The organism is SAR86 cluster bacterium (assembly GCA_023703575.1).
Lineage (GTDB): Bacteria > Pseudomonadota > Gammaproteobacteria > Magnimaribacterales > Magnimaribacteraceae > Magnimaribacter.
Genome location: CP097969.1, coordinates 850584 through 875293, shown reverse-complemented (window position 1 = coordinate 875293; position 24710 = coordinate 850584). Strand labels below are relative to the sequence as shown.

The 24710-nt window shown below is 36.5% G+C and carries 19 protein-coding genes and 1 pseudogene; 13 read left to right on the top strand and 7 right to left on the bottom strand.

The features are described from left to right. Positions 1–198 precede the first annotated feature (198 nt). The 4 genes from M9C83_04405 (at position 199) to M9C83_04390 (ending at position 4127) form a co-directional block, all read left to right on the top strand. Positions 199–966: a 3-hydroxyacyl-CoA dehydrogenase gene (locus M9C83_04405; protein ID URQ65901.1), complete on the top strand. Its 768-nt coding sequence runs from the start codon at positions 199–201 to the stop codon at positions 964–966. Continuing rightward, positions 967–1995, top strand: a complete 1029-nt coding sequence (sohB, locus tag M9C83_04400) for a protease SohB (GenBank protein URQ65900.1) — start codon at positions 967–969, stop codon at positions 1993–1995. Continuing rightward, positions 1992–2987, top strand: coding sequence for a YhdH/YhfP family quinone oxidoreductase (locus M9C83_04395; protein ID URQ65899.1), 996 nt, complete (start codon positions 1992–1994; stop codon positions 2985–2987). The genes sohB and M9C83_04395 overlap by 4 nt, the downstream gene beginning before the upstream one ends. Positions 2988–3146: 159 nt before the next feature. Next, positions 3147–4127 carry a nitronate monooxygenase family protein gene (locus tag M9C83_04390; protein URQ65898.1) on the top strand — a complete coding sequence of 327 codons (981 nt, stop codon included), beginning with the start codon at positions 3147–3149 and terminating at the stop codon, positions 4125–4127. Here M9C83_04390 and M9C83_04385 read toward each other — a convergent pair whose 3' ends face one another. Both M9C83_04385 and trxB read right to left on the bottom strand, forming a co-directional pair. Further along, positions 4128–4901 (bottom strand): enoyl-CoA hydratase/isomerase family protein, encoded by a 774-nt coding sequence (locus M9C83_04385; GenBank protein ID URQ65897.1) that lies wholly within the window; start codon positions 4899–4901, stop codon positions 4128–4130. Next, positions 4902–5846, bottom strand: a complete 945-nt coding sequence (trxB, locus tag M9C83_04380; protein URQ65896.1) for a thioredoxin-disulfide reductase — start codon at positions 5844–5846, stop codon at positions 4902–4904. A 144-nt stretch (positions 5847–5990) separates the two neighbouring features. Here trxB and M9C83_04375 point away from each other — a divergent pair, with 144 nt between their 5' ends. The 4 genes from M9C83_04375 (at position 5991) to M9C83_04360 (ending at position 13548) form a co-directional block, all read left to right on the top strand. Then, positions 5991–8306 (top strand): DNA translocase FtsK 4TM domain-containing protein, encoded by a 2316-nt coding sequence (locus M9C83_04375; protein ID URQ65895.1) that lies wholly within the window; start codon positions 5991–5993, stop codon positions 8304–8306. A 1-nt stretch (position 8307) separates the two neighbouring features. Continuing rightward, positions 8308–8925 (top strand): outer-membrane lipoprotein carrier protein LolA, encoded by a 618-nt coding sequence (locus M9C83_04370; GenBank protein ID URQ65894.1) that lies wholly within the window; start codon positions 8308–8310, stop codon positions 8923–8925. 19 nt (positions 8926–8944) lie between these two features. Continuing rightward, positions 8945–10222 (top strand): serine--tRNA ligase, encoded by a 1278-nt coding sequence (gene serS / locus M9C83_04365; GenBank protein ID URQ65893.1) that lies wholly within the window; start codon positions 8945–8947, stop codon positions 10220–10222. A 173-nt stretch (positions 10223–10395) separates the two neighbouring features. Beyond that, positions 10396–13548, top strand: coding sequence for a carboxypeptidase regulatory-like domain-containing protein (locus M9C83_04360; protein ID URQ65892.1), 3153 nt, complete (start codon positions 10396–10398; stop codon positions 13546–13548). 40 nt (positions 13549–13588) lie between these two features. On the opposite strand, the gene M9C83_04355 is transcribed toward M9C83_04360, so the two are convergent. Further along, positions 13589–14485: an adenosine kinase gene (locus tag M9C83_04355; protein URQ65891.1), complete on the bottom strand. Its 897-nt coding sequence runs from the start codon at positions 14483–14485 to the stop codon at positions 13589–13591. 74 nt (positions 14486–14559) lie between these two features. Between M9C83_04355 and M9C83_04350 the strand changes: the two genes are divergently transcribed. Further along, complete coding sequence (locus M9C83_04350) at positions 14560–15465, top strand: isopenicillin N synthase family oxygenase (protein URQ65890.1); 906 nt, start codon at positions 14560–14562, stop codon at positions 15463–15465. Further along, a complete protein-coding gene (locus M9C83_04345) occupies positions 15465–16715 on the top strand; it encodes a Na+-dependent nucleoside transporter (protein URQ65889.1) in 1251 nt (416 codons plus the stop codon). The genes M9C83_04350 and M9C83_04345 overlap by 1 nt, the downstream gene beginning before the upstream one ends. Here the strand turns inward: M9C83_04345 and M9C83_04340 are convergent. Beyond that, on the bottom strand, positions 16712–17290 hold the full coding sequence (locus tag M9C83_04340; GenBank protein URQ65888.1) for a thymidine kinase: 579 nt from the start codon (positions 17288–17290) through the stop codon (positions 16712–16714). The genes M9C83_04345 and M9C83_04340 overlap by 4 nt on opposite strands. Before the next feature lie 40 nt (positions 17291–17330). On the opposite strand from M9C83_04340, the gene M9C83_04335 reads away from it, so the two are divergent. The 3 genes from M9C83_04335 to M9C83_04325 are packed head-to-tail and all read left to right on the top strand — an operon-like array spanning position 17331 to position 21203. Next, positions 17331–18710 (top strand): MATE family efflux transporter, encoded by a 1380-nt coding sequence (locus tag M9C83_04335; protein URQ65887.1) that lies wholly within the window; start codon positions 17331–17333, stop codon positions 18708–18710. A gap of 10 nt (positions 18711–18720) precedes the next feature. Beyond that, entirely contained in the window at positions 18721–20427 is a 1707-nt protein-coding gene (locus tag M9C83_04330) for an MBL fold metallo-hydrolase (protein URQ65886.1), read from the top strand. 2 nt (positions 20428–20429) lie between these two features. Then, the gene (locus M9C83_04325; GenBank protein ID URQ65885.1) at positions 20430–21203 is read left to right on the top strand and encodes an enoyl-CoA hydratase/isomerase family protein; all 774 of its coding nucleotides are present in this window, start codon (positions 20430–20432) and stop codon (positions 21201–21203) included. Here M9C83_04325 and nadB read toward each other — a convergent pair whose 3' ends face one another. The 3 genes and pseudogenes from nadB to nadA all read right to left on the bottom strand — a co-directional run bounded on the left by nadB (position 21204) and on the right by nadA (position 24520). Next, on the bottom strand, positions 21204–22769 hold the full coding sequence (nadB, locus tag M9C83_04320; GenBank protein URQ65884.1) for an L-aspartate oxidase: 1566 nt from the start codon (positions 22767–22769) through the stop codon (positions 21204–21206). After that, positions 22762–23610, bottom strand: a complete 849-nt coding sequence (gene nadC, locus M9C83_04315; GenBank protein URQ65883.1) for a carboxylating nicotinate-nucleotide diphosphorylase — start codon at positions 23608–23610, stop codon at positions 22762–22764. Before nadC ends, nadB begins: the two co-directional genes overlap by 8 nt. Further along, positions 23603–24520 (bottom strand): annotated as a pseudogene (gene nadA / locus M9C83_04310) (quinolinate synthase NadA). Before nadA ends, nadC begins: the two are co-directional and overlap by 8 nt. Positions 24521–24710 lie beyond the last annotated feature (190 nt).

Genomic DNA, 24710 nt, shown 5'->3' with positions numbered 1-24710 from the left:
AACTCCTTGTAAGTTTTTAAATAATACAAATATATCTATGCAACTTGAATGCCAAAAAAATCGGGTTTTAATAAATAATTTTGCACTAATTTCGTGCGAAGCAGGTTTTTTTAGTTCTTTACAGGATACTATTTGAGAATTTTTTATTTTATTCGTGTAATATCATGCAACTTTAATCGCTACTAATAAGGAGAAAAAATGGAAATTTCAAATAAAGTTGCTCTTATTACGGGTGGAGCTTCTGGTTTAGGCCTTGCTACCGCTGAAGCATTAGCAGGATCAGGCTCAAAAGTAATGTTACTAGACCTAAATGAAGACAATGCGAAAGCAGCTGTTGAAAAACTGGGATCTGATTCTTCATATGTAATTGCCAATGTAACAGATGAATCATCTGTTCAATCTGCAATCGATAAGACAGTTGAAGAATTTGGTGGCTTACACATAGTAGTTAACTGCGCAGGAATAGGCAGCGCTAGTAAAACTGTAGGGAGAGACGGTGCACATCCATTAGATTATTTTAAAACAGTAGTAGATATTAATTTGAATGGTACCTTTAATGTTCTTAGGCTAGCTGCGGTAGTCATGGGAAATAATGAGCCCAATGAAGATGGAGAATGTGGAGTGATTATAAATACAGCTTCTGTAGCTGCATTTGATGGTCAAATTGGACAGGCAGCATATAGTGCAAGCAAGGGTGGTGTTGTCGGTATGACTTTACCTATAGCCAGAGATTTGGCAAGAATGGGAATAAGAATTAATACCATTGCTCCAGGGATATTTGACACTCCTTTAATGGCTATGGCACCAGATACCGTGAGAAATCCTTTGATAGAGATGACTCAATTCCCTAAAAGATTAGGTTTGCCAAATGAATATGCTTCATTGACAAAGCATATAGTTGAAAATCCTTTTTTAAATGGCGAAACTATTAGATTGGATGGTGGCATAAGAATGCAACCCAAGTAAATGGAAATATTAACTGACTATCTTATTTTTCTATTGAAGGTATTCACTATTGCCTTGGCTATCACTGTCCCTTTGTTAATGGTAATTGGCAGTTCTAAGGGCAAGAGCCAAGCAAAAGGAAAACTATCCATCACTAACCTTTCGGATAAATTCGAAGAAATGGGTAATGCCGTAAAAGGCTCAGTCATGAATCCAAAGGAACTGAAAAAATTTAATAAAGAAAATTTAAAAGATAAGAAAAAGAAAGACAAGGGCAAGGAAAATAATAAAGACACTGACTCAGTCTTTGTTCTTAATTTTAAAGGAGATATTCAAGCTTCAGAGGTAGAAAAACTCAAACAAGAAGTAAATGCTATTCTCTTATCTGACACAGAATGTAAAGAGGTTGTAATCAGAGTGGAGAGTGGCGGAGGATCTGCTTATGCATATGGACTATGTGCGGCAGAACTTAAGAGATTAGTTGATAATGAAATAAATCTCACGGTCTGTATAGATAAAGTTGCAGCTAGTGGAGGATACCTTATGTCCTGCGTTGCAACTAAGATTATTGCCGCACCATGGGCTATAGTTGGATCTATTGGTGTGATAGCACAATTACCTAATTTCCATAGATTGTTAAAAAAGAATTCAATTGATTTTGAGATGCATACTGCTGGTGCATTTAAGAGAACTCTTACAACTTTGGGAGAAAATACAGACGAGGGTAGAGAGAAATTTAAATCAGACCTCGAAGATCTGCATCTAATATTTAAAAATTTTGTAAAAGAACAAAGGCCTCAAGTCGACACTGAAATAGTAGCTACTGGGGAAACTTGGCAAGGTGAGGATGCTGTAAAAGTAGGATTAGTTGACTCATTAGAAACTTCTGATAACTATCTTGTTAGCTTATCAAAAGGTGCTAAATTGTTTGAGATAGAATTTGTTGAAAAGAAAAACCTTACCGAGAGGTTCGCAATTTCTATGCAGATAGTAATAGAAAAATCTTTAATTAAATTCTATGATTTGATAAACAAGGACCGTTTCTCATGACAAAAAAATTTAAAGCATTAGAGTCTGTAAAGACAGATCAAGGAAATCAATTATCTATAATTGAAAGATCTATTGATGATCTTCCCCAGGGAGAGTTATTAATAAAAGTTAACTATTCTTCTCTTAACTATAAAGATGCGCTATCAGCTTCAGGTGCACCAGGCGTAACCAGAAACTACCCACATACTCCCGGTATTGATGCTGTGGGGACAATAGAAGAATCATCAAATCAAAATTTCAGAGAAGGTGATTCTGTCATCGTTACTGGATATGATCTTGGCATGAATACCTCTGGCGGTTTCGGTGAATATATAAGAGTGCCTTCTGCATGGGTCGTAAATTTGCCCTCTGGTTTAAGTGAGAAAGATTCTATGTCTCTAGGTACAGCTGGTTTAACCGCTGGGCTTTCCATAAAGGCTCTTGATGATTATAACTCTAAGAAAGGATTTGAATCTTCTGCTTCTATTGTTACTGGCTCAACAGGTGGAGTTGGTTCCATAGCTGTAATGCTATTATCGAAGCTAGGATCTAATGTTACTGCAGTGACTGGTAAAGATTCACAAAATGATTTACTTAATGGACTCGGTGCTTCTGAAATTATTTCAAGAGAACAACTCTCCGAAGTATCGAGAGCTCCTATCGGAAAACCCATATGGGATTTTGGTGTAGATGTTGTAAGCGGGAATATACTTACTTTATTATTAGCATCGCTTAAACCGGGCGGGGCAGTTGCGTGTAGTGGACTAGTTGGCGGTCCTTCTTTTGAAAGCTCTATATTTCCATTTATTTTAAGAGGAAATGCCCTTTTAGGAGTTGATTCTGTTGAAATATCGATAGAAAAAAAGTTAGAGGTATGGGAAAACTTTGCAACGGATTGGAAATTAGATTTATCTTCGCTTGTCAAAGAAGTTAAATTAGAAGGTTTAGAAGACGAAATCTCTAAAATATTGACTGGTGGCCAAGTCGGCAGAGTAGTTGTCGATCTCAACTAAAAGGAAACAAAATGACTAACGAACACAGTGAACAGGAAAAAGAAATAATGCGTCAAGAGGACAGTAAACTAGATGCTATTGCTGCCGTAGTAATAATTCTTAGTCTTGTAGCGGCAGCAGTTTTTTGGGTCTCAAATCAGTAATTAAATAAGGAAAAATATGGACGTTGTAAATTTTTTGAAAGATAAGACTAGGATACCTGTTATAGGTGCTCCTTTGTTTACCGTTTCTTACCCTGAGCTGGTTTTAGCACAGTGTAAAGCTGGTGTTGTAGGGTCGTTTCCTGCATTAAATGCTAGACCTGAAGAAAAACTCACAGAATGGATTAGTATGATGAAAAAGGAATTGGCTGATTACAAAGAAACTAATCCTGATGCGGTCGTTGCTCCTTTTGCTGTTAATCAAATCTGTCATCATTCAAATAATCGCCTAGAGCATGATATGGAGGTTTGTGTAGAACACGAAGTACCTATAATCATTACCAGTTTAAGAGCGCCTAAGTTTGTGGTAGACGCAGTTCATAGTTATGGCGGTGCAGTAATGCATGATGTTATAAATATCAGACACGCTAAGAAGGCGGTTGATGAAGGGGCTGATGGTCTTATATTAGTTTGCGCTGGAGCAGGTGGACATGCAGGTGCACTAAGTCCATTCGCACTTGTAAGAGAAGTAAGAGAATTTTTTGATGGGCCTGTGGCTTTATCCGGAAGTATTTCTCATGGAGCTTCAATTTTATCTGCACAGGCAATGGGCGCTGATTTTGCATACATAGGCACGCGTTTCATAGCTACCGAAGAAGCCAATGCTTCAGAAGGTTACAAAGACATGATAGTTGAGAGTACCGCTAATGACATTATGTATTCTTCGACATTTACAGGTGTACACGGTAATTATTTGAAGCCTAGTATTGTAAACGCCGGCTTGGATCCAGATAACCTTCCTTATGCTGATAAGAATGATATGAATTTTGGCAGTTCAGGAATGGGTGGTGATAACCAGAAGAAAGCTTGGAAGGATATTTGGGGATCAGGTCAGGGTATAGGAAACTTGCATGAAGTACCGTCCGTTAAAGATGCAGTCGACGCTTTGGTTGATGAGTATGAAGAAGCTAAAAAAGCTTTAGAAACAAAGTCTGCTTAATTAGTCCCCTTTAAATTCAGGTTCTCTTTTTTCAAAAAAGGCTGTAACTGCTTCTCGTCTGTCTTTGGTTTCATGAGTTAATAACGTTTGGTCATAATCCATATGCATAATTGATTCATCATTTTTATAAACAAGATTATTTACACTTCTTTTAATCATTTGAGCAGCAATTGGAGGTTTAGAGGCATAGTGTTTGGCCATTTCATTTGCACGTTGAATTAAAATTTCTGGTTTACACACTTCATCATAGAAGCCCCATGAAAGCAGTGTTTCTGCATTTTCATTTTCTCCTCCTATAACCATTTTTTTTGCCCTTGCAGGGCCAATTAAACGAACTGCTAATGGCAACCCTAGCCAGTTTAAATTTATACCTAAATTTATTTCTGGATAACCTAGAATTGCTTTCTCTGATGCAATCCGAAAATCACATGCAGAGATAATGCAAGCTGCACCACCTAAACAGTATCCATTGACTGCTGCAATAGTGATTTGATCAATATCTAAAATAGATTTAATGGCCGGTTTACCAAAATTATTTCTCCAAGATTCTAGTTTAGTAGAAAGTTGAGGTTTTTCTTTTAGATCAGCTCCTGCAGAAAAATGATCACCTTCACCAGTAAATATGACAACTCTTGTCTCAAGATCTTTTCTGAAATATTCTTGTAAAGTACAGAATTCCTTAAGCACCTCAATGCTCAGAGCATTCATTGAACTTTGTCTATTTATGCTGACAGTGGCTATCGAACCATCTTTTTTTATTTGAAGATATTTCACTTATTTTTCCGCTAAATACTTCTCAGCATCTAATGCAGCCATGCAGCCTGATCCTGCTGATGTTATAGCTTGTCTATAAATATGATCAGAAACATCACCCGCAGCAAAGACACCTGGCACACTAGTTTCTGTGCTATTTCCATTTGAACCTGAATTTATTTTAATATATCCATTTTCCATATCCAATTGATCCTTGAACAAGTCAGTGTTTGGTTTATGTCCAATAGCAATAAATAAACCAGATAAATTTATTTTTGTTTCTTTTTCATCCTTTGTATTTTTTATCTTGATGCCATTTACAACTGAATCATCTCCGAGAACTTCTATTAATTCATGGTCCCATATGATTTTGACATTCTCTTCTTTTTCTTTCTTGAATAATCTCTCTTGTAAAATTTTTTCTGCCCTCAGTGAGTCTCTTCTGTGGATCAGAGTTACAGATGAACATAAATTTGAAAGATATAAAGCTTCTTCTACTGCCGTATTTCCTCCTCCTACTACAGCAACATCCTTATCTTTGTAGAAAAACCCATCACAAGTGGCGCAAGCACTGACTCCTTTTCCCATATAACTCTGCTCACTTTCAAGCCCTAGATATTGAGCTGAGGCTCCTGTAGCAATGATCAATGACTCAGCATCATACTTATTAACATTACCTACAAGAGCAAAAGGCTCTGATAAGTTTGCAGATTCAATGTGATCAAATATCACTTCAACTTCCAAAGACTCTACATGCTTTAACATCCTATCCATCAGCTCAGGACCTTGTAGACCATCGCTATCACCCGGCCAATTCTCTACGTCAGTAGTGGTGGTTAATTGACCTCCTTGTTCCATACCTGTTACTAAACAAGGCTTGAGCCCTGCTCTTGCAGCATAAACTGCTGCTGTATATCCGGCGGGACCAGAACCTAATATTACAAGCTTTCTTTTAATAGTTTCCATACTGTGAATTATATAGTTATCAGTAAAAATTAGTTATTCGGATTAGAACATCTTCTGAATAAACTATACAATAGTTAAAACTTATATTTGTTAGTGGTTAAAAAGTCTCAAGCAATAAAAAAGTCTCCGAACCAGGCCGTATCGGTGTCACGTATACGCCTCAATAAACTCATATTAGATTCTTGGTTAATAGTTCAAGGCTTTCTTGGAATATTCGTCTTTTTAGCACTCACTACTTTTTCTCCTCGAGATTCGGGTTGGAATACACAGGTTTTTTCTGGCGATACGATCGATAATAATCAAGTCATAAATGCAGTGGGGAGTTGGGGTGCTTATTTGAGCGACTTCCTATTGACAATATTTGGGTACATGGCTTATGTGTTGGTCTATTGGCTTCTATGGCCATTAGTAAGTCATTTTTTTCTCTCAAGAAATAAAGTCCCTTTCTCAGACATATACACTGGATTGTTAGGTTTAAAAATATTCGGATGGATATTGGTAGTGATTTCCGGTTGCACTTTATTTGCTCTAACCTTGGAGCCGGGATTGAGTCTCTTGCCTCAAGAGGGTGGAGGATTAATCGGTACAAGAATATCTTCAGTATTTATAGTTCCCTTAAGCTTGATAGGTAGCTTACTGTTATTTACCTCTAGTCTACTATTAGGTCTTACTTTGTCTTTGGAAGTTTCTTGGGTTGCACTGATAAATAAAGTTCAGGAATTATTATTATCTTCCGGATCAACAATAGGCCATAGAGCTTCAAATTACTTAAACACTCTTAAAGAAAAACAAAAGTTAAGAAAAGAAAAAATTGAGAGACAAGAGAAAGTTATAGTCAGTACAAAAGCAAAAGAGCAAAGTAAACCTGCTGAAGTCATTCAATCCAAGCCTAAGATTGAGACAAGTAAAAGAGTAGAAGAAGAAAAACAAACTGAACTTTTTGAATATAAAGAACCTTCGGTACCTCCCAAACTTTCTCTGCTTGATGAACAGACACAAGAAACTTCAAATGAAACTTCTGAGGACTCACTTCGTCGTCTTGGTGAATTAGTTGTATCTAAACTAGCTGAATACAATATCAATGATATTGAAGTTGAATCAATCCAACCTGGGCCGGTTGTAATAAGATTGGAACTTAAGCTGCCTAGTGGATTAAAAGTTAACCAAATATCAAATATCAGTAAAGACTTGGCACGCTCGCTTGCAAAAACAAGTGTAAGAATAGTAGAAGTTATAGAGGGAAAAGATACCATCGGTATTGAAGTACCGAGAGAAGATAGACAGCCAGTCCTACTCAGTGAAGTTTTATCTAGTAAAACTTATGATGAATCTAAAAGTCCGATTACAGTAGCCCTTGGAAAAGATATCAGCGGATCAGCCATAGTCGCAGATCTTGCATCAATGCCCCATTTACTAGTAGCAGGGACGACTGGTTCAGGAAAATCCGTAGCAATTAACTCAATGCTTATCAGTATTTTGTATAAAGCTAGTCCTGAACAAGTACGCATGATACTGATTGACCCGAAGATGTTAGAGCTTTCTGTATATGAAGATATACCGCATTTGTTGGCACCTGTAATCACGGATATGAAAGAGGCTTCCAGTGGATTGAGATGGTGTGTTAATGAAATGGAAAGACGCTACAAGTTAATGGCACATTTAGGTGTAAGAAATCTTAATGGCTATAACAAAAAAGTTAGTGAAGCATCATCAAAAGGTGAACCTCTGAAAGATCCAATGTGGAAGATTAATGAAGCTGCGGAAGGTGAAGAAGCGCCTGATTTAGAAGAATTACCGCTGATTGTTTTGGCTGTAGATGAATTAGCAGATTTGATGATGGTTGTTGGTAAAACAGCAGAGCAGCTTATTGCTAGGATAGCTCAAAAAGCCAGAGCTGCAGGAATTCACATGTTACTAGCAACTCAAAGACCATCAGTGGATGTTATAACCGGTTTAATAAAAGCAAATATTTCATCAAGAGTTGCTTTTCAAGTAGCCTCTAAAATGGATTCAAGAGTAATACTTGACCAAGGGGGAGCAGAACAATTATTAGGAAAAGGAGATATGCTTTATCTCGCCCCCGGAACTTCCATACCTCAAAGGGTACATGGCGCTTTTGTTGGAGATGATGAAGTACAACGAGTAGCAGATGATTGGAGGCAAAGAGGTACAGCTGATTATTTAGATGAGGTCACCAAAGAGGAAGGAGCAGTTTCAGGAATGCCTGGTATTGCATCTGAAGAAGAATCAGATGGTGAGAAAGATGAGTTATATGATGAAGCTGTTGCATTTGTTGCCCAATCAAGAAGGGCATCTATATCTGCTGTCCAAAGAAGACTAAGAATAGGCTATAACAGGGCGGCTAGAATGATTGAAACTATGGAAGAGTCTGGAGTATTAAGCCCTATGGCCTCTAACGGAAATAGAGAAGTTTTAATACCGCCGCCACCCGAAGATTAATTTGAGAAAAATTTACCTTACTTTGTTTAGTATACTTCTGACTACCACAGTTGTCGGTAATGAGACTACTATTAGTAAAGAAAATTTATTTGATTTCTTACATTCAAAACAATATCTTAAAACTAATTTCACTCAAACCACACTAGCAGATTTAAATGAGCGGGTAGTCTCTGGAAACATACAGGCATCAAGATCAGGAAATTTTAAGATTGAATACCTTGATCCAATTAAAGAGACCATTTCGGCAGATAAAGAATTTCTCTACAAATTAGATATAGAGTTGGAGCAACTAGATATCGTTCCTCGAGAAGAATATTTTAAAAATACACCTATAAGTATCTTAATCTCCAATATTGAGAATCTAAAAAAATTGTATTCGATTAACTCATGTACTGAGGAAAATCTTATTACTGTATGTTCGCTTTCTACCAAAGAGGAGAATAGTTTCGTTGAGAAGATATTCCTTCAATTTGCAGGTACAGAACTTGATTCTCTAACCTATACAGACTCTTTTGGTCAAAATGTAAATTTTGATTTTGATGACATATCTTGGGAGCCTTTCACCGAAAACCAACTTTACATTTCCATACCGGAAGGAATAGATGTAGTTTATCACTAGTATTCTTTAGAATAGAGGCATGCTTGATTCAAAATTACTCAGGAAAGAAACAAAAGAGGTCATATCTAATCTGAAAAGGAGAGGTTTCGAATTCGATGAGACTCTCTGGACCAAACTTGAATCTAAAAGAAAAGATTTACAAGGCTCAACTGAAAATCAGCAAGCTAAGTTAAACGAGCTCTCAAAAAATATAGGAATTGCTAAACAAAATTCTGAAGATACAAAAGATCTTGAAAAAATGGCTTCAGAACTTACAGCAACATTGAAAGAGCAGAGTAATGAGCTAGATAACTTACTGGAACAAATAGAAAATTTTGTTTTGTCGATTCCTAATCTAATTGACCATGATGTTCCTGATGGTGAAGACGAAACTTCCAACTTGGAGTTAAAAAAGATTGGCTCACCTAGAGTATTTGATTTTCCTATTAAAGATCACTTAGACATTGGAAGATCTTATGAAATTGACATGGAAGCGGGGGTAAAACTGACTGGTTCAAGGTTTAAAGTTCTTAGAAATGATATAGCACACCTTCAAAGAGCCTTAATAAACTTTATGATTGATACACATGTACAGGAGCATGGATATGAAGAAGTTTATGTTCCATACATAGTCAATAAAGAGTCTATGATCGGTACAGGTCAACTCCCTAAGTTTGAAGAAGATCTTTTTAAGATCGATAACAAAAATGATTTTTATTTAACCTCCACAGCCGAAGTTCCAGTAACCAATTTATTCAGAGATGAGATTCTCAATTCAGAAAATTTACCAATCAAATATGTATGTCATACTCCGTGCTTTAGAAGCGAAGCTGGAAGTTATGGAAAAGATACAAAGGGCATAATGAGATTGCATCAATTTGAAAAGGTAGAGTTAGTTCAGGCTGTTGAATCTTCAGATTCTGATGAAGCATTGGAAGAATTGACCGAACATGCTGAGAATATTCTCAAAAAATTGGAATTGCCTTACAGAGTTGTTTCTCTTTGTTCTGGTGACATAGGTTTTTCTGCAGCTAAAACATATGACTTAGAGGTTTGGGTACCTTCGCAACAGGCCTATAGAGAAATATCCTCATGTTCAAACTTTAGGGCTTTTCAAACTAGAAGAATGAAAGCACGCTGGAAAAATAATTCTGATAATAGGATTGAACTTTTAAATACTCTGAATGGTTCTGCTCTAGCATTAAGTAGGACAGTTTTAGCCATTCTTGAAAACTATCAAGAATCAGATGGCTCTGTAACTATACCGGATGTCTTAAGAGACTATCTAGGCAAAGAATCTATTTTACTTCCTCAATAAGATAATAAATCCTAAACTTTTTGATATCCTCTTTAGGTGAAGAATAGGGTTAATACAATAGATTGTGAAATCTAAGAAACTTTTGACCTACTTTAAAGATTTTTTATATTTTTTAATCAAAATTAGGTATATGATTACATCAACTTTTTGTCTAATTAATTTTGGGGTTAATTATGAAACTAATTTTAAAAAAGATTTTTCTTTTTTCTTCTATTTTCTGTCTAAGCTTACCCGTATTTTCAGATGTTGACACAACATCTGGTATGAGGGGGAGTGTAAATGTCTCAGGTGCCACTGTTGAAGCTGAACATACGCCGACAGGTATTACTAAAACCACAACAACCAGTTCTACGGGTAGCTTTTCAATATCCTTTCTACCTTTAGGTGGTCCTTACACCGTTAGAGTATCGGCACCAGGTTACAATTCAGAATCCTTAGATGGTTTATTCTTGAGTTTGGGTGATCCACTATCCTTTGGAGTAACTCTTACGAGCACCACTGCAGCAGATGAAATCATAGTAACTGCGAAGCCTGCCGACGCTTTTAAGATGGGTACAAGTACTATCCTGACTAGAGAAGATATGGATGCTGTTCCAACAATCAATCGACAAGTAGCAGATTTTGCAAAAATGGATCCCAGAGTTTCAGTTAATGGAGGCGTTGGAAGAGATGCAGAAATAAGCATTATGGGAGCCAACTCAAGATTTAATGACTTCACTATAGATGGGATAAGCTTTAATGACCCTTTTGGATTAAATGATAATGGATTCGGAACTATGAGAAATCCTATTAGTATGGATTTTGTTGATCAAATATCTGTAGATATAACTCCATTTGATGTGTCCAGGGGCAATACAACCGGTGGCTCTATTGCAGTCGCTACAAAGTCAGGAACTAATGAATTTCATGGATCAGCCTACTATCAAAAAAGAGATGAAGGCAGCGTGGGTGATTTCGAAGGTCAAGATTTTCCTGAATTTGAAGATGAAGTTATCGCGCTGACTTTTGCAGGACCACTCATCGAGGATAGACTCTTTTTCTTTGTGGGTTATGAAGAAAATACTTCATCACTACCTGGTCTTTTTGGGACTAAAGATAGTGGCGCTCAAAACCCCGCTAGAGTTGTAACTACAGCACTAGCTAATGAAATTAGACAATATACCATTGATAATTATGGTGGTTATGATGCTGGATATATCAATTTAGTAACTTACGACGCAACCCATGAGGAATGGACAGTTAAATTAGATGCGGTAATTAGTGACGCTCATAGAGCTACTCTAAATGTATCCCATTCCGAAGATCTTTTGCCACAAAGATACAACAACTGGTCCAGAACTGTATTTAGTAATAATTGGTATTATAAAGATCCAGAAATCGACCGAGCTTCATTAACTTTATATAGCGATTGGTCAGACAGACTTTCAACAAAATTTAAGTATACCAGCTATGAAATGTTGGAAGATGATTCCTCATATGGAGATGATTTATTTCCTGAAATGAATATCACGATTACTGACTCTGTTACCGGCGATAGAGATAATGTATTTTTAGGTGGTGATCGATACAGAGGTGCTAATTTAATCAATGTTGAGAGTGAATTCCTAACTTTAAAAGCTGATTACAATAATGATGACCATGTTTACACAGTCGGTTTTGAAAGGGATGAATCTGATGTTGTAAATCTATTCATTGCTAGATATAACGGTGAGGTAAGGTTTAGGAGCTTCGAAGATTATCAAAATGGGGTTTGGAGTAGATTGAGAATACACGAGCCTTATGCTGGACATGAAGCGGTCGGAACTATGGCTGCAGATTTTGAGGTCGAGAAAAATTCTCTGTATATTCAAGATAAGTGGTTTGTAAACAATGATCTTACGGTTATGTTTGGTCTTCGTTATGATGAAGTTGAGACTCCAATAGCGCCTGCTACTAATGTAAATTTTGTTAAAGAATATGGCTTCTCAAACGCGTCAAAATTTGATTTTGATGTTTTGCAACCAAGGTTCTCGTTTAATATGGATCTCACGGATTTATTTGAGAGTAGAGAAAGTGTAGTTTCTGCTACTTTAAGAGGTGGTAGAGGATTATTTATGGGAAGGATACCTCGAGTTTGGTATGGAAATGCATACTCAAGGACTGGAGCAACAGGCGACTATCGTGGATGGTATAGTAATTGTGTTGGTGACGAAAGCGTTACGAATTGTCCTGGCAATATGCCTAAGGGTGACCCGACAGCATTCTGGTTAACTTCACCTGATTCTAAGTATTCAATACCTGCAGCAGACAATCCTTACGGTGTTGCCCAAAGCACAGATCCTAATTTTGAGGCTCCGTCTTCGTGGAGAACAAGTTTGGGATTAGATCTTTTACTGGATAGTGGTTGGGATATAACTCTTGAATATAATCTTGATCAGGTAAGGCAAGCAGTGTTTTTTACTGATCTTGGTTTACAAAGAGAAGGAACACTTGCTGACGGTAGAGGAATCTACGGCGGTAGAGGAGACTATAGGTTAACCAATACAGACCAAGGTACTACTGAGGCCTGGACAATCACGACTACCAAGCAGTTTGGTGAAATAGATTGGTTTGCTGGTTATACAAAGATGAGAGCTAATGACATTTTTGAATTGACAAGTGCACAAAGTGAAAGTTCCTATGCAAGGTCGGTAAGAGCAGATGGTGAGAATATTAGTGCTGCCAGATCAAACTTTATGGTTGAACATAAATTAATAACTGGACTCGATTACACTACTCAGTTCTTTGGAAATAATGATACAAGGTTTTCTCTTGTATATGTCGCAAAATCAGGAGAACCCTATAGTGTTACTTTTGATGGTTATGATGACGCATTTTCAAATGACAGAACTGATGGTGGATATGATGCAGCGTATATACCTACTGGAGCTTCAGATCCCAATGTTGTGTTTGCAAGCTCATCCGTCGCTGATGCTGTAATGGCTCATGTAAATGGATCTGGATTGGCAAGTTACAAAGGTCAAATTGTACCTAGAAATGCATTTAATAGCCCTTGGATAAGGACCTTAGACCTTCGAATAACACAGGATATTAATATTGCCAATGATCATAAAGTAATTGTTTATCTCGATGTGACTAATCTTCTTAATCTCATTGATGATGAGGATGGAATCATTAGGGAATATAGCAACAGAAGCAGGCAAATAATTTTGGATGAAGATAATCCATATGATTCTCAAGGCAGATACAATATAGTTGGTGTTGATCCTGACGATGGTTTATTTGTCCAAAATAGGGCAGGACAATCTTCTTATCAATGGAATTTAGGTTTTAAATATCAATTCTGATCTTACTGAAGTAAAAAACGCCACTCACGTGGCGTTTTTTTTAAGTTAAAAGTCTTGGTCCATTTATCATACAAACCTTAGTTGCATAAGAAATGGCTTTACTTAGAGCCAATCTATCTTCTAGGACGTCAGTGTAAGCCAAGAATGTTCCAATCAAAGCGTCACCAGCTCCGTTAGAGTTAATCACATCTATTTTGGAGGCCTCTATATTTATTTGATTATATTTAGCTCCTTTCGAGCCTTTGCTAACTAATGTGTTCAAAGCAGGATTGCTGATTAACTCCTGTAATTTGATAATTTCAGCTTCATTACCATAGAGAATATCGATTTTATTGAGAAAAACTTTTTTTAGATTTTCATAATTTTGTTCAATAAGACTAGTGTCCGATAATCCAAAACACACGCGGACTTCATCTTTTACTTGAAGAGAATATTCAACAGTTTCGATTCCTTTCATGGAAGAAAGTGAAAAGTTATCCAATACTAAGAAATCTGAGGATAAAAGTTCACTGATATTAATACTTTCGGGACATAAATCTAAATTAGCTCCTAGATTTGCTGCCATTGTTCTTTCGCCGTCTGGAGTTACAAAAATTAAACAAATACCAGTTGGTAGCGAAGATCTAAAAAAGGACATAGCTTTATCGCTATCTTTGAAAGATTTTAAGAAAAGTTCTCCATATTCGTCATCACCTATTGAACATGAAAAATAGGTTTTAGAGCCGTGTTGATTAGCTGCATATAAGGAATTTGCTACAGAGCCTCCAGGTAAAGCAGAATATCTCTGACTTTTAAAATCTTTTAATAAGATTGAAAGTTCGTCTTGAGAAATATGTTTCATAGATCCCTTGGGGATGGAAATGGTTTTTAACTGTTCCTCACTAATCCTGATTTCAATATCAATCAAGGCATTGCCAAATCCATAAATTTTATTCATATGGTCTATAATCTTACTCAAATAAATCAATAACAAACATAAATAAGTTGAACATTCCTTTTTCAGTAATTTCTTTGAAAAACTTTTATAAAGATCCTAACAAGTTCTCCAAAGAACTTGGCGATAACTTCAGAAAATCTGGGTTCTGCGGAATAAAGGATCATGAAATAGATACAGATTTAGTTAGAGAGGTACAAGATTTATTCATTCAATTTTTTTCTCTACCGGAAGAAACTAAAAAATTATATTTTTATCCTGAGCTTGGTGGAGCAAGGGGTTACACTCCTTTTAAAATTGAAACTGCAAAAGGTGCTAAGCATGCAGATTTGAAAGAATTTTGGCATGTCGGCAGAAAATTGGATGATGGCGATCCTTTTAGGAGATGGATGCCTGATAATATCGATGTACCCGATCTTAAATCTTTTAAAGAAAAAACTAATAAGCTTTTTTTGCAATTCGATGCTTTGGGTAACCAAATACTTGAAGGGATAGCTTTAGATTTAGGTATAAATTCAAATTTCTTTCATAAAGTAACAAACAAAGGAAACAGTGTTATGAGGGTGATTCATTATCCGCCAGTTGGAATTGAAGAGTCAGGCGAAAGGGCAGGTCCTCATGAAGATATCAATCTAATTACTTTATTGATTGGAGGTCAACAAGCAGGCCTAGAAATTTTGTCTAAAAATAATGAATGGTTAAGAGTCTCGGTTGATAGCGATGTGATAGTTTGCAATATTGGAGATATGCTCCAAAGATTGACTAATAATAATATGATCTCTACAACACACAGAGTTAACGCTCTGGCGGAAGAATCTTATTCTTCGCGATACTCTATACCCTTTTTTGTTCACCCTAATCCAGATTGGTTTATAGAAACCTTGGAAAATCAAATTACTGATTCTAATCCCAATAACTATCCAGATGGCATCCTGTCCGAAGATTTTCTGCAAGAAAGACTAAAAGAAATTAAACTTATCTAATGGAGTATCTTCAACCCACGATAGGATTATTTTCATTACTTGCTCTAGGGGCCGTATTTAGTGAAAGTATAAAATCAATAAAAATTAGATTTATTGTCATGGCTATTCTGATTCAGCTAATTTTGGCAATAATTCTTACTAAAATTGAACTGATAAGTTCTTTCTTTAATATTCTCTCAGATGGAGTAATGGTCTTAAAAGCTGCAAATGATTACGGCACAGGATTTGTTTTCGGTTATTTAGCAGATGGCGCACCTAATGCACCTTTTGATATAACTAATCCAGGAGGGACATTTATTTTTGCTTTTGGTGGCCTAACTTTAATAATATTAATGTCAGCAATATCGGCATTATTGTGGCACTTGAGAGTCATACCATTAATAGTCAATGCCCTTTCAGTTTTATTTAAAAAACCTTTAGGTGTAGGCGGTCCTATTGGACTTGGTGCCACTGCAAATGTTTTTTTAGGGCAAGTTGAGGCGCCATTATTAATTAAGCCTTATCTATCTTCTATGACTCGTCATGAACTCCTGATAATCATGACTGTTGGAATGTCTACGATAGCTGGATCTGTTATGGTTGTATATACAACCATGCTCTTTCCAATTTACGGATCTGGATTAATTGGACACTTTTTGTCTGCCTCCTTAATTTCTGTACCCGCGGCGATTATGTATGCAAACATGATGATACCAAGCAATGCAAAAACAGATTTTCCAGATGAGAAATCTGATGATATGTACTCCAGTATCATGGATGCTATAACTCAAGGCACAAAAAATGGTCTTGATATATTCCTAAACGTCATTGCTATGTTGATTGTTGTAATGGCTTTAGTTTTTTTAGTAAATTCAATGCTTGGACTTTTACCAAACCTGAACGGCAATCCTATTACACTTGAATTAATGTTAGGTTATCTTTTCGCACCTTTGGCATGGTTTATGGGCATACCTTGGAGTGAATCTATCATTGCAGGTCAATTACTAGGTGTAAAAACTGCATTAAACGAATTTGTAGCTTATTTATATTTGTCAGACACAGAAAATTATCAACTGTCAGATAAAACCAGAATGATATTGCTTTATGCTCTTTGCGGTTTTGCTAACTTTAGTAGCGTTGGTATTTTACTAAGTGGTTTGAGCGCAATGGTACCTGAGAGGAGGGCAGATTTAATATCGGTCTCAGGAAAGGCACTTTGGTGTGCTTTATTAGCATCTTGCCTAACCGGTTTTATCATCGGAATACTTTAGCCAATATTTTTTTCAATAAAATGCTTCCTGCAAACTGATACATATTTCTCTTCACCACCTATTTCTATCTGAGTTCCATCGGATACCACTTCACCTTTGGCATTTAATCTTAATACCATTGTAGCTTTCCTTCCACAATGACAAACAGTCTTAATTTCTTTCAAATTATCTGCCCAAGCTAAAAGATATTTACTACCTTCAAATAGATTACCTTGAAAATCTGTTCTAATACCGAAAGTTAATACGGGAATATCTAATTCATCGACAACCTTACCCAGCTGGCTTACTTGATTTTGAGTTAGAAACTGAGCCTCATCAATTAATACGCAGTCAACAATAGAGTTTTTACTAAAATTTAAGATATCCCTGTATATATCTGTTTTACTTGTAAATATATTTGATTTTGCTTTCAGCCCTATTCGTGAAACTATTTCTCCTTTACCAAATCTATTATCTAAGTCAGAAGTATATATTCTTGGGTTCATGCCTCTTTCAATGTAGTTATGATTGGCCTGTAAAAGCATAGTTGATTTACCGGCATTCATAGAAGAATAATTAAAGTAAAGCTTTGCCATTTTTGATTATTTTGATTGTGCTACTATAGCAGCCTTTTTTATGTCCAAGGAAATTGATAAAGATCATATTCTAGAAGAATCTGCTGAGATTACTCATCCAGAGTCCCTCAGTGTATGGGGCCTAGCGTGGCCTTCAATTCTAAGTAATCTGTTATTTGCCTCAGTAGGACTTGTTTCAATCAAAGCGGTTGGCTCACTCGGTGCTGAGGCTGTTGCAGCTGTAGGAACCGGGCAGAGAATATTTTGGGTCTTTCAAGCTCTGTTAATGGCTATTATGGCTGGCACCACAGCCTTAGTTGCTAGAGCAATTGGATCAGGAGACGAATATGAGGCAGCTCAGGTCACTAGAGCTTCACTGGGCATTTGCCTTTTAATTTCTTTTTTCACAGTCATACTTTTATGGGTTGGTGCAGATTTTATGATTGGTTTGTTTGGTCTTGATGAAGAATCAAGAAAACTATCCATAACGTACACACAGATATTAGTTGGATTTACCCCAGTGTTTGCAATCTCAATGGTTCTTGGAACTGCTCAACGAGCCGCGGGAGACGCAAAAACTCCTTTGTACATAGGACTTATTACAAACATCGTAAACATCGTACTTTTAATAGGATTAGTTGAAGGTCGTTACGGGATGCCAGAAATGGGAGTTGTGGGCGCAGCTTTAGCAGGAGGCCTTGCATTTACTTTCAACTCAATTCTTGTATTAGGATTATGGTTTGGTAAGAAACTGGCAGTTTCGATAGGTAAGGCAGGATCTATGACATATGATCGTTTAAAGCAACTCATCACCATAAGTTATCCTGCGGGATTAGAATCCTTTGTTTTTCAATTTGGAATGCTTTCATTCTTTTGGATAGTGGCTTTGTATGGAACGGATGCAGTCGCTGCTTACAACATAGGTGTGAATGTGCTAATGCTGTCATTTACTGTAGGTAATGGCTTTGCCATAGCAGGAGCTACTTTAACAGGACAACATCTAGGTGCTTCTGATCCTGACAAAGCTTATGATTCGGGTTTTAAAGCAGCTCGATTAACTATGCTTTCTATGGGGTCGCTAGGTATTCTATTAGCAATATTTTCTAGAGAGCTTGCAGGCTTCTTTATTAACGATATTGATGTGATCAATAAAACCGTCGTATTCGTGTGGATGCTAGGAATCATGCAACCCTTTATGGCAATAGAATTTTCAATTGGCGGTGCCGTTAGAGGAGCGGGAGATACTAAATCTCCTTTAGTAATAACTTTAGTAGGACTCGTCTTAGTTAGGGTTCCTCTTGCTTTTATTTTCTACAGTTTAGGTCTTCCAATTGAGTGGATTTATGCAACGCTTATTGCTGATTATTTTTTAAAAGGAATGCTGCTTGCATATAGATATAAATCTAGAAGATGGATGAAAGTTCTTAAGATGGATAACTGAAATGTTTTTAATGATGCGACAGATTAAACTTCTATTGATTATTCAATTATTTTTGAGTTGTTCGGAAACAACAACCTTAGAATCTACTAAGCCTCAAACTCCGGAAGATTTAATTGCACACTCTGATGAATTTAAAAGAGAGTTAATAACAGTTACTGATGGTGTGCATGTTGCTGTTGGTTATGCTTTAGCTAACTCGATTCTTATTGAAGGTGAGAAGACGAATATCATAATTGATACTACCGGAAGTGAGGAAACTGCCACAGAAGTAAAAGATATGTTTGACGCCATCAATTCTAATCCAGTCGAAACTATAATTTATACACACAACCACGCAGATCATACTTATGGTGCCACAGTATTTGCCGAAGGTTCTAATCCAGACATATATGCACATTCTACTACCGAAATCTATCTATCTAGAGTAATAGGTATCTTAAGACCTATAATTTCGTCCAGAAGCAACAGAATGTTCGGAAATGCTCTACCAAAAGAACAAGTTGAGAATAATGGCATAGGACCTTTTTTAGAGATAGGAAGAGACGGAAGAAAGCCTGGCCTTCTTTACCCAACAAAAACATTTACAGATCAAATTGAATTCGAGGCCGCTGGCCACAAAGTTCAGCTATTCCATGCACCGGGTGAGACAAATGATCAGTTATTTGTTTGGTTACCGGAAAAAAAAGTTTTATTTCCAGGTGATAACTTTTATAAAACTTTTCCTAATCTTTATACCATTAGAGGTACTCCTTATAGAGATCTGGTTGGATGGGTCAATAGTATAGACTTGATGAGGTATCTTGAGCCTGAATATTTAGTGCCCAGCCACACAAGACCGATAGTTGGTAAAGAAAACATAAACACACTCCTTACTACTTATCGAGATGCTATTCAATTTGTACACGATCAAACCGTGAGATTAATGAATTTGGGCTTGGATCCCAATGAGATTGCAGAAAGATTAGTCTTACCAAAACACCTAGGAGATTCTCCTTATCTTAAAGAGTTTTATGGGACGCCTGAATGGTCGGCAAAAAATGTGTTTTCAGGATACCTTGGTTGGTTTGATGGTAATCCATCGAGCTTAAAACCTTTACCTTTAAAAGATGAAGCTGAAAAAATAATTCAATTATCCGGTGATTGGAATAGTCTCTTTAAAGTCGCAGAAGATGCCTTTTTAGTTAATGATTTTCAATGGTCTCTTCAACTCACTGATTATTTACTAAGATCTAGACCCGATGATCAAAAAACTAAACTTCTTCGTAAATCTGCATTAGAAGCTTTAGGTAGAAAAGAAAGTAATCCAAATTCGAGATATTATTATTTAAGTAGTGCAGCTCAGTTGGACGAAAATTATCAAGAAAATGATATTTTATTGCCAAGTTTGGAGGTTATACAGAAATATCCAATTGAATCTATGATGGAAACTCTAAAAGTTAATGTCATACCAGAAAAATCTTTGAATAAGACTATTCAGCTATTATTTACATTTACAGATTCTCCAAAATCTTTTTCACTATTTTTAAGAAGAGGAGTTTTGGAAGTTCAACCTTTTATGATTACAGGTTCATCTGTCCAAATAAAATCTAGTGAAAATGATTTAAAGGCTATACTGTCTGGTGTAAAAAGTTTACCAATCTCGTTAGTTAACGGTACTTTAAAAGTGGAAGGTAGTAGGGCAGATTTGCTATCTTTCTTTAGTAGTTTGAGGAATTAAACATGAAAGACTTTAAGGATATATCAGTTGAGGTAAATGAAAACATAGCCTGTGTAACTATTCAAAGACCTCCAAATAATTTTTTTGATTACCTTTTAATTGAGCAGATTGCTGATTCTTATGAAGGGCTTGACCAAGTTTCTGATTGCAGAGTGATAATATTAAGGTCTGAAGGAAAAAATTTTTGTGCAGGAGCTAATTTTGGACAAGATGAAGACATGTTGGATAAGTCGGTTCCATATAAAAAGCTGTATGCGCAAGCAGTAAGATTATTCAAAACTAAGAAACCTGTAATAGCTGTCGTCCAAGGTGCCGCAATCGGAGGAGGTTTAGGACTAGCTTTATCTGCAGATTTTAGAATAGCTTGTCCAGAGGCAAGATTTGCAGCAAATTTTGCAAAACTTGGATTTCACCCTGGATTTGGAAGCTCTGTGACTTTGCCGAGAGTTATCGGCACTCAAAAAGCAATGGATATGCTTTTTACTGCAAGAAGAGTAGGAGGTGAGGAAGCATTTGAGATTGGGTTAGCTGATAAGCTGACTTCAATAGAAAATTTGATGCAAACAGCAAAAGAATTTGCTGAGGAAATTACAAGTTCTGCGCCTATGGCAGTTGAATCAATTAGATCAACCTTACGAGGCAACTTAGCCGATCAAGTAGAAGAAATTGTCGATTGGGAATTAAGCGAACAAGTGAGGTTGCAAAAGACTGAAGATTTCAAGGCAGGAATTGCGGCGTCCCTCTCTAGAGAAATTCCTAAATTTAATCGAAAGTAATCAAATTTTTATTTTTGAAGGATCTAGTATAGTTGGTGTGGCTGTATTCAAAAGGTTCGGATAATCTAGAGAGTAATGCAATCCTCTGCTTTCTTTTCTTTTTTGTGCACTCTTAATGATTAAATTAGCTACAAGAGCCAGATTTCGTAATTCAATCAAATCTGAGCTAATCAGATATTTTCCATAAAAGTAATTCACTTCTTCATCAATAACCTTCATTGCTATCTCGGCTCTTTTTAATAGATTGTTAGATCTTACAATTCCAACATAATCCCACATTAGTCTTCTTATATCGTCCCAATTATGACGGATGATGACACCTTCTTGTGTCTCTGTGACCTTTGATATATCCCATTCTTGGATTTCTTGATTATGATTCTTAAAATTTTTGCAGATATGATCTGAAGCTTTCTTTGCAAATACCACGCACTCTAATAAAGAGTTACTTGCCATCCTATTTGCACCATGCAATCCAGTGCTAGAAACCTCTCCTATGGCATATAAATTGTCAATATTAGTTTTACTATTTAGGTCAACTTTGACACCTCCACAGGTGTAATGTGCTGCTGGCACTACAGGAATTGGTTCTGCAGTTAGATCATATCCAAATCTAAGGCATTCAGAGTATATGTTAGGAAAATGTTCTTTTATTTCATCTGAATTCTTATGGCTAATATCTAAAAAGACATTATCAGCACCAGAAATCTTCATTTCTTTATCAATAGATCTAGCAACAACATCTCTCGGTGCAAGTTCTAGCCTTGCATCATACTTTTCCATGAATTTCTCTTTGTTATGATTGACCAAAAAAGCCCCTTCACCCCTCAAAGCTTCGCTAATCAAGAAGGATTTGGCTTCTGGATGAAAAAGGCATGTTGGATGAAATTGATTGAATTCTAGGTTTTCAACTTTACACCCCGCTCTCCAAGCTAAACCAATGCCATCTCCTGACGAACCATCAGGATTGCTGGTATATAAATAGACCTTGCTTGCACCACCAGTAGCAAGAATAACAGCACCAGAACTAAAAGCTTTCACGGTGTTTGAATCTATATCTAAAACATATGCACCTATACACTTTTCCTTTCGAGTTATGAGATCCACACAAATATGATTTTCTAAGACTTCAATGCTCTTACTTCTTTTAACCATCTCTGAAAGAGAGCTGGACACCTCTCTTCCGGTAGCATCTTCTGCGTGCACAACTCTTCTTTTAGAGTGACCTCCTTCCTGTGTAAGATGAAGATTCTCTCTTGATTTATCAGTTGTAAAATTTGTTCCAAGACTGCTCAGCCATTCAATTGCTTCTTTACCATGACTCACACATTGCCTTACTGCATTTTCATCGCACAAGCCATCGCCAGCTATTAGTGTATCCCTCAAATGCTCTTCGATTGAATCATTCGAATCAATAACAGCAGCAATACCGCCTTGGGCATACCATGTAGAACTATCTACCAGAGAATTTTTTGTTATGAGGGTGACATTAAATTGATTAGATAACTCAATAGCAGCCGTCATTCCTGCAGCTCCACTCCCTATAATAAGTACGTCTGTTTTAATCAATTGATTTAAATATTAGAGAATAATCTGTGGCAGATATATTTTTAGTTAGGTCTCCGGAAGAAATATAATCAATATCTAATTCCTTGATAGTAGACAAAGCATAAACATCAATGTTTCCTGAAACTTCTAATTTGATCTTATTAGTTGCTATTTCGACAGCAGCTACTAAATCTTTTTGTTCAAAATTATCTAACATTGCAATATCAGCTCCTGAATCAATTGCCTCTCGGAGCTCATCAAGATTTTCAACTTCAACCTCTATAATTTTTACCTCATTATTCCTAAGAGTCTCAACTGCTTTTTTTATTGAACCGGAAGAAGCAATATGATTTTCTTTCACTAGCGCCGCATCGTATAACCCCATCCTATGATTTTGACCTCCGCCAATCACAACAGAATATTTTTGCTCGTATCTCAAGCCTGGCAAAGTTTTTCTTGTATCTAATAATTTAGTTTTAGAGCCTTCTAATTTCTTTTTATAACAATAGGTTTTGTAAGCAATACCTGACATCATCTGCAAAAAATTAAGACCAGTTCTTTCTGAAGCTACCATACATTTTGCGTTTCCTTCTATAGTTGCTACTTCAGTATTAGCTTCGATTAGCGCTCCTTCCTCTATATTCCAGAGAATATTGGCATTAGGATCTACAATTTTAAAAGATGCTTCAAACCACTTTGAGCCACATAATATAGACTTCTCTCTACATAGAAGAATAGCACTCTGAGTTTGCAAGGGATCTATTAACTCTCCAGTAATATCTCCAATGCCAATGTCTTCCTCTAAGGCAAGCTTTACAGATTCTTCTATCTTTACTAAGTTAGGTAAGTGCCTTTTAGACATTAAAGCTAATCATTTTATCTAAAGGAATTTTTGCCTGTTGAATTATGTCTGAATCTAAATTAATTTCATTAGCAAGCGTCCTAACGCACTCATCTAGGTTGGTTAAAGAATTTAAACCCATCCACGGACAATGTGCGCAACTTTTACAGGAAGAGCCAGATCCTCCTGTAGGTGCTTCAAAGAACTCCTTCTCAGGTGAGAGTTGTCCCATCTTATAAAAAATTGATTTATCAGTTGCTACAATAAATTTATTAAAATCTAAATCCTGAGAGGCTTTAATAAGGTGAGAAGTCGAACCAACCGCATCTGCCATAGATATGACTTCTGAAGGAGATTCGGGATGAACCAATATGCCTGCATCAGGATGAAGTTTTTTCAAATCTCTCAACCCTGATGCCTTGAATTCCTCGTGGACAACACAGGCACTATCCCATAAAAGCATGTCAGCGCCTGTTTCCTTTTGAAGATAACTGCCCAAGTATTTATCAGGAGCCCATAGAATCTTTTGATCATTGAGATGGAGTTCCTCAATAATTTCTTTTGCAATACTTGAAGTAACTACCCAATCAGCCATTGCTTTAACTTCAGCAGATGTGTTCGCATAAACTACAAGTTTTCTTTCGGGATATTTATCTTTCATTATTTTTAAGTCAGCCGCAGGACATCCTAAGTCCAATGAGCAAGTTGACTCATAAGTTGGCACGTAAATATGTTTCTCCGGGCTTAGAATTTTTGCAGTCTCTGCCATGAACTTAACTCCACAAACTATAAGGTTTTCTGTATGGCAGTTACTGCCAAATTTTGCCATTTCAAGGGAGTCACCTATAAACCCATTTGTTTCTTCCGTTATTTGTTGGATAAAAGGGTCAACATAATAATGGGAAATAAGAGTTGCATTATTTATCACAAGATTTTCAGTAATAGATTTAAAGAGATTATCTCTATCTTTTTCCACAAGCTGTCCATTCAATCCAGCCTTGTGACGATCGATTAATTCGGTATTGAGAAATCTTGATGAAGCTTCCATTTTAGGTGCGCGATTGTACCAAAAAAAAGATTATTGATCTTTTCCTTCGCATTATTCTTTTTTGCTACAATGC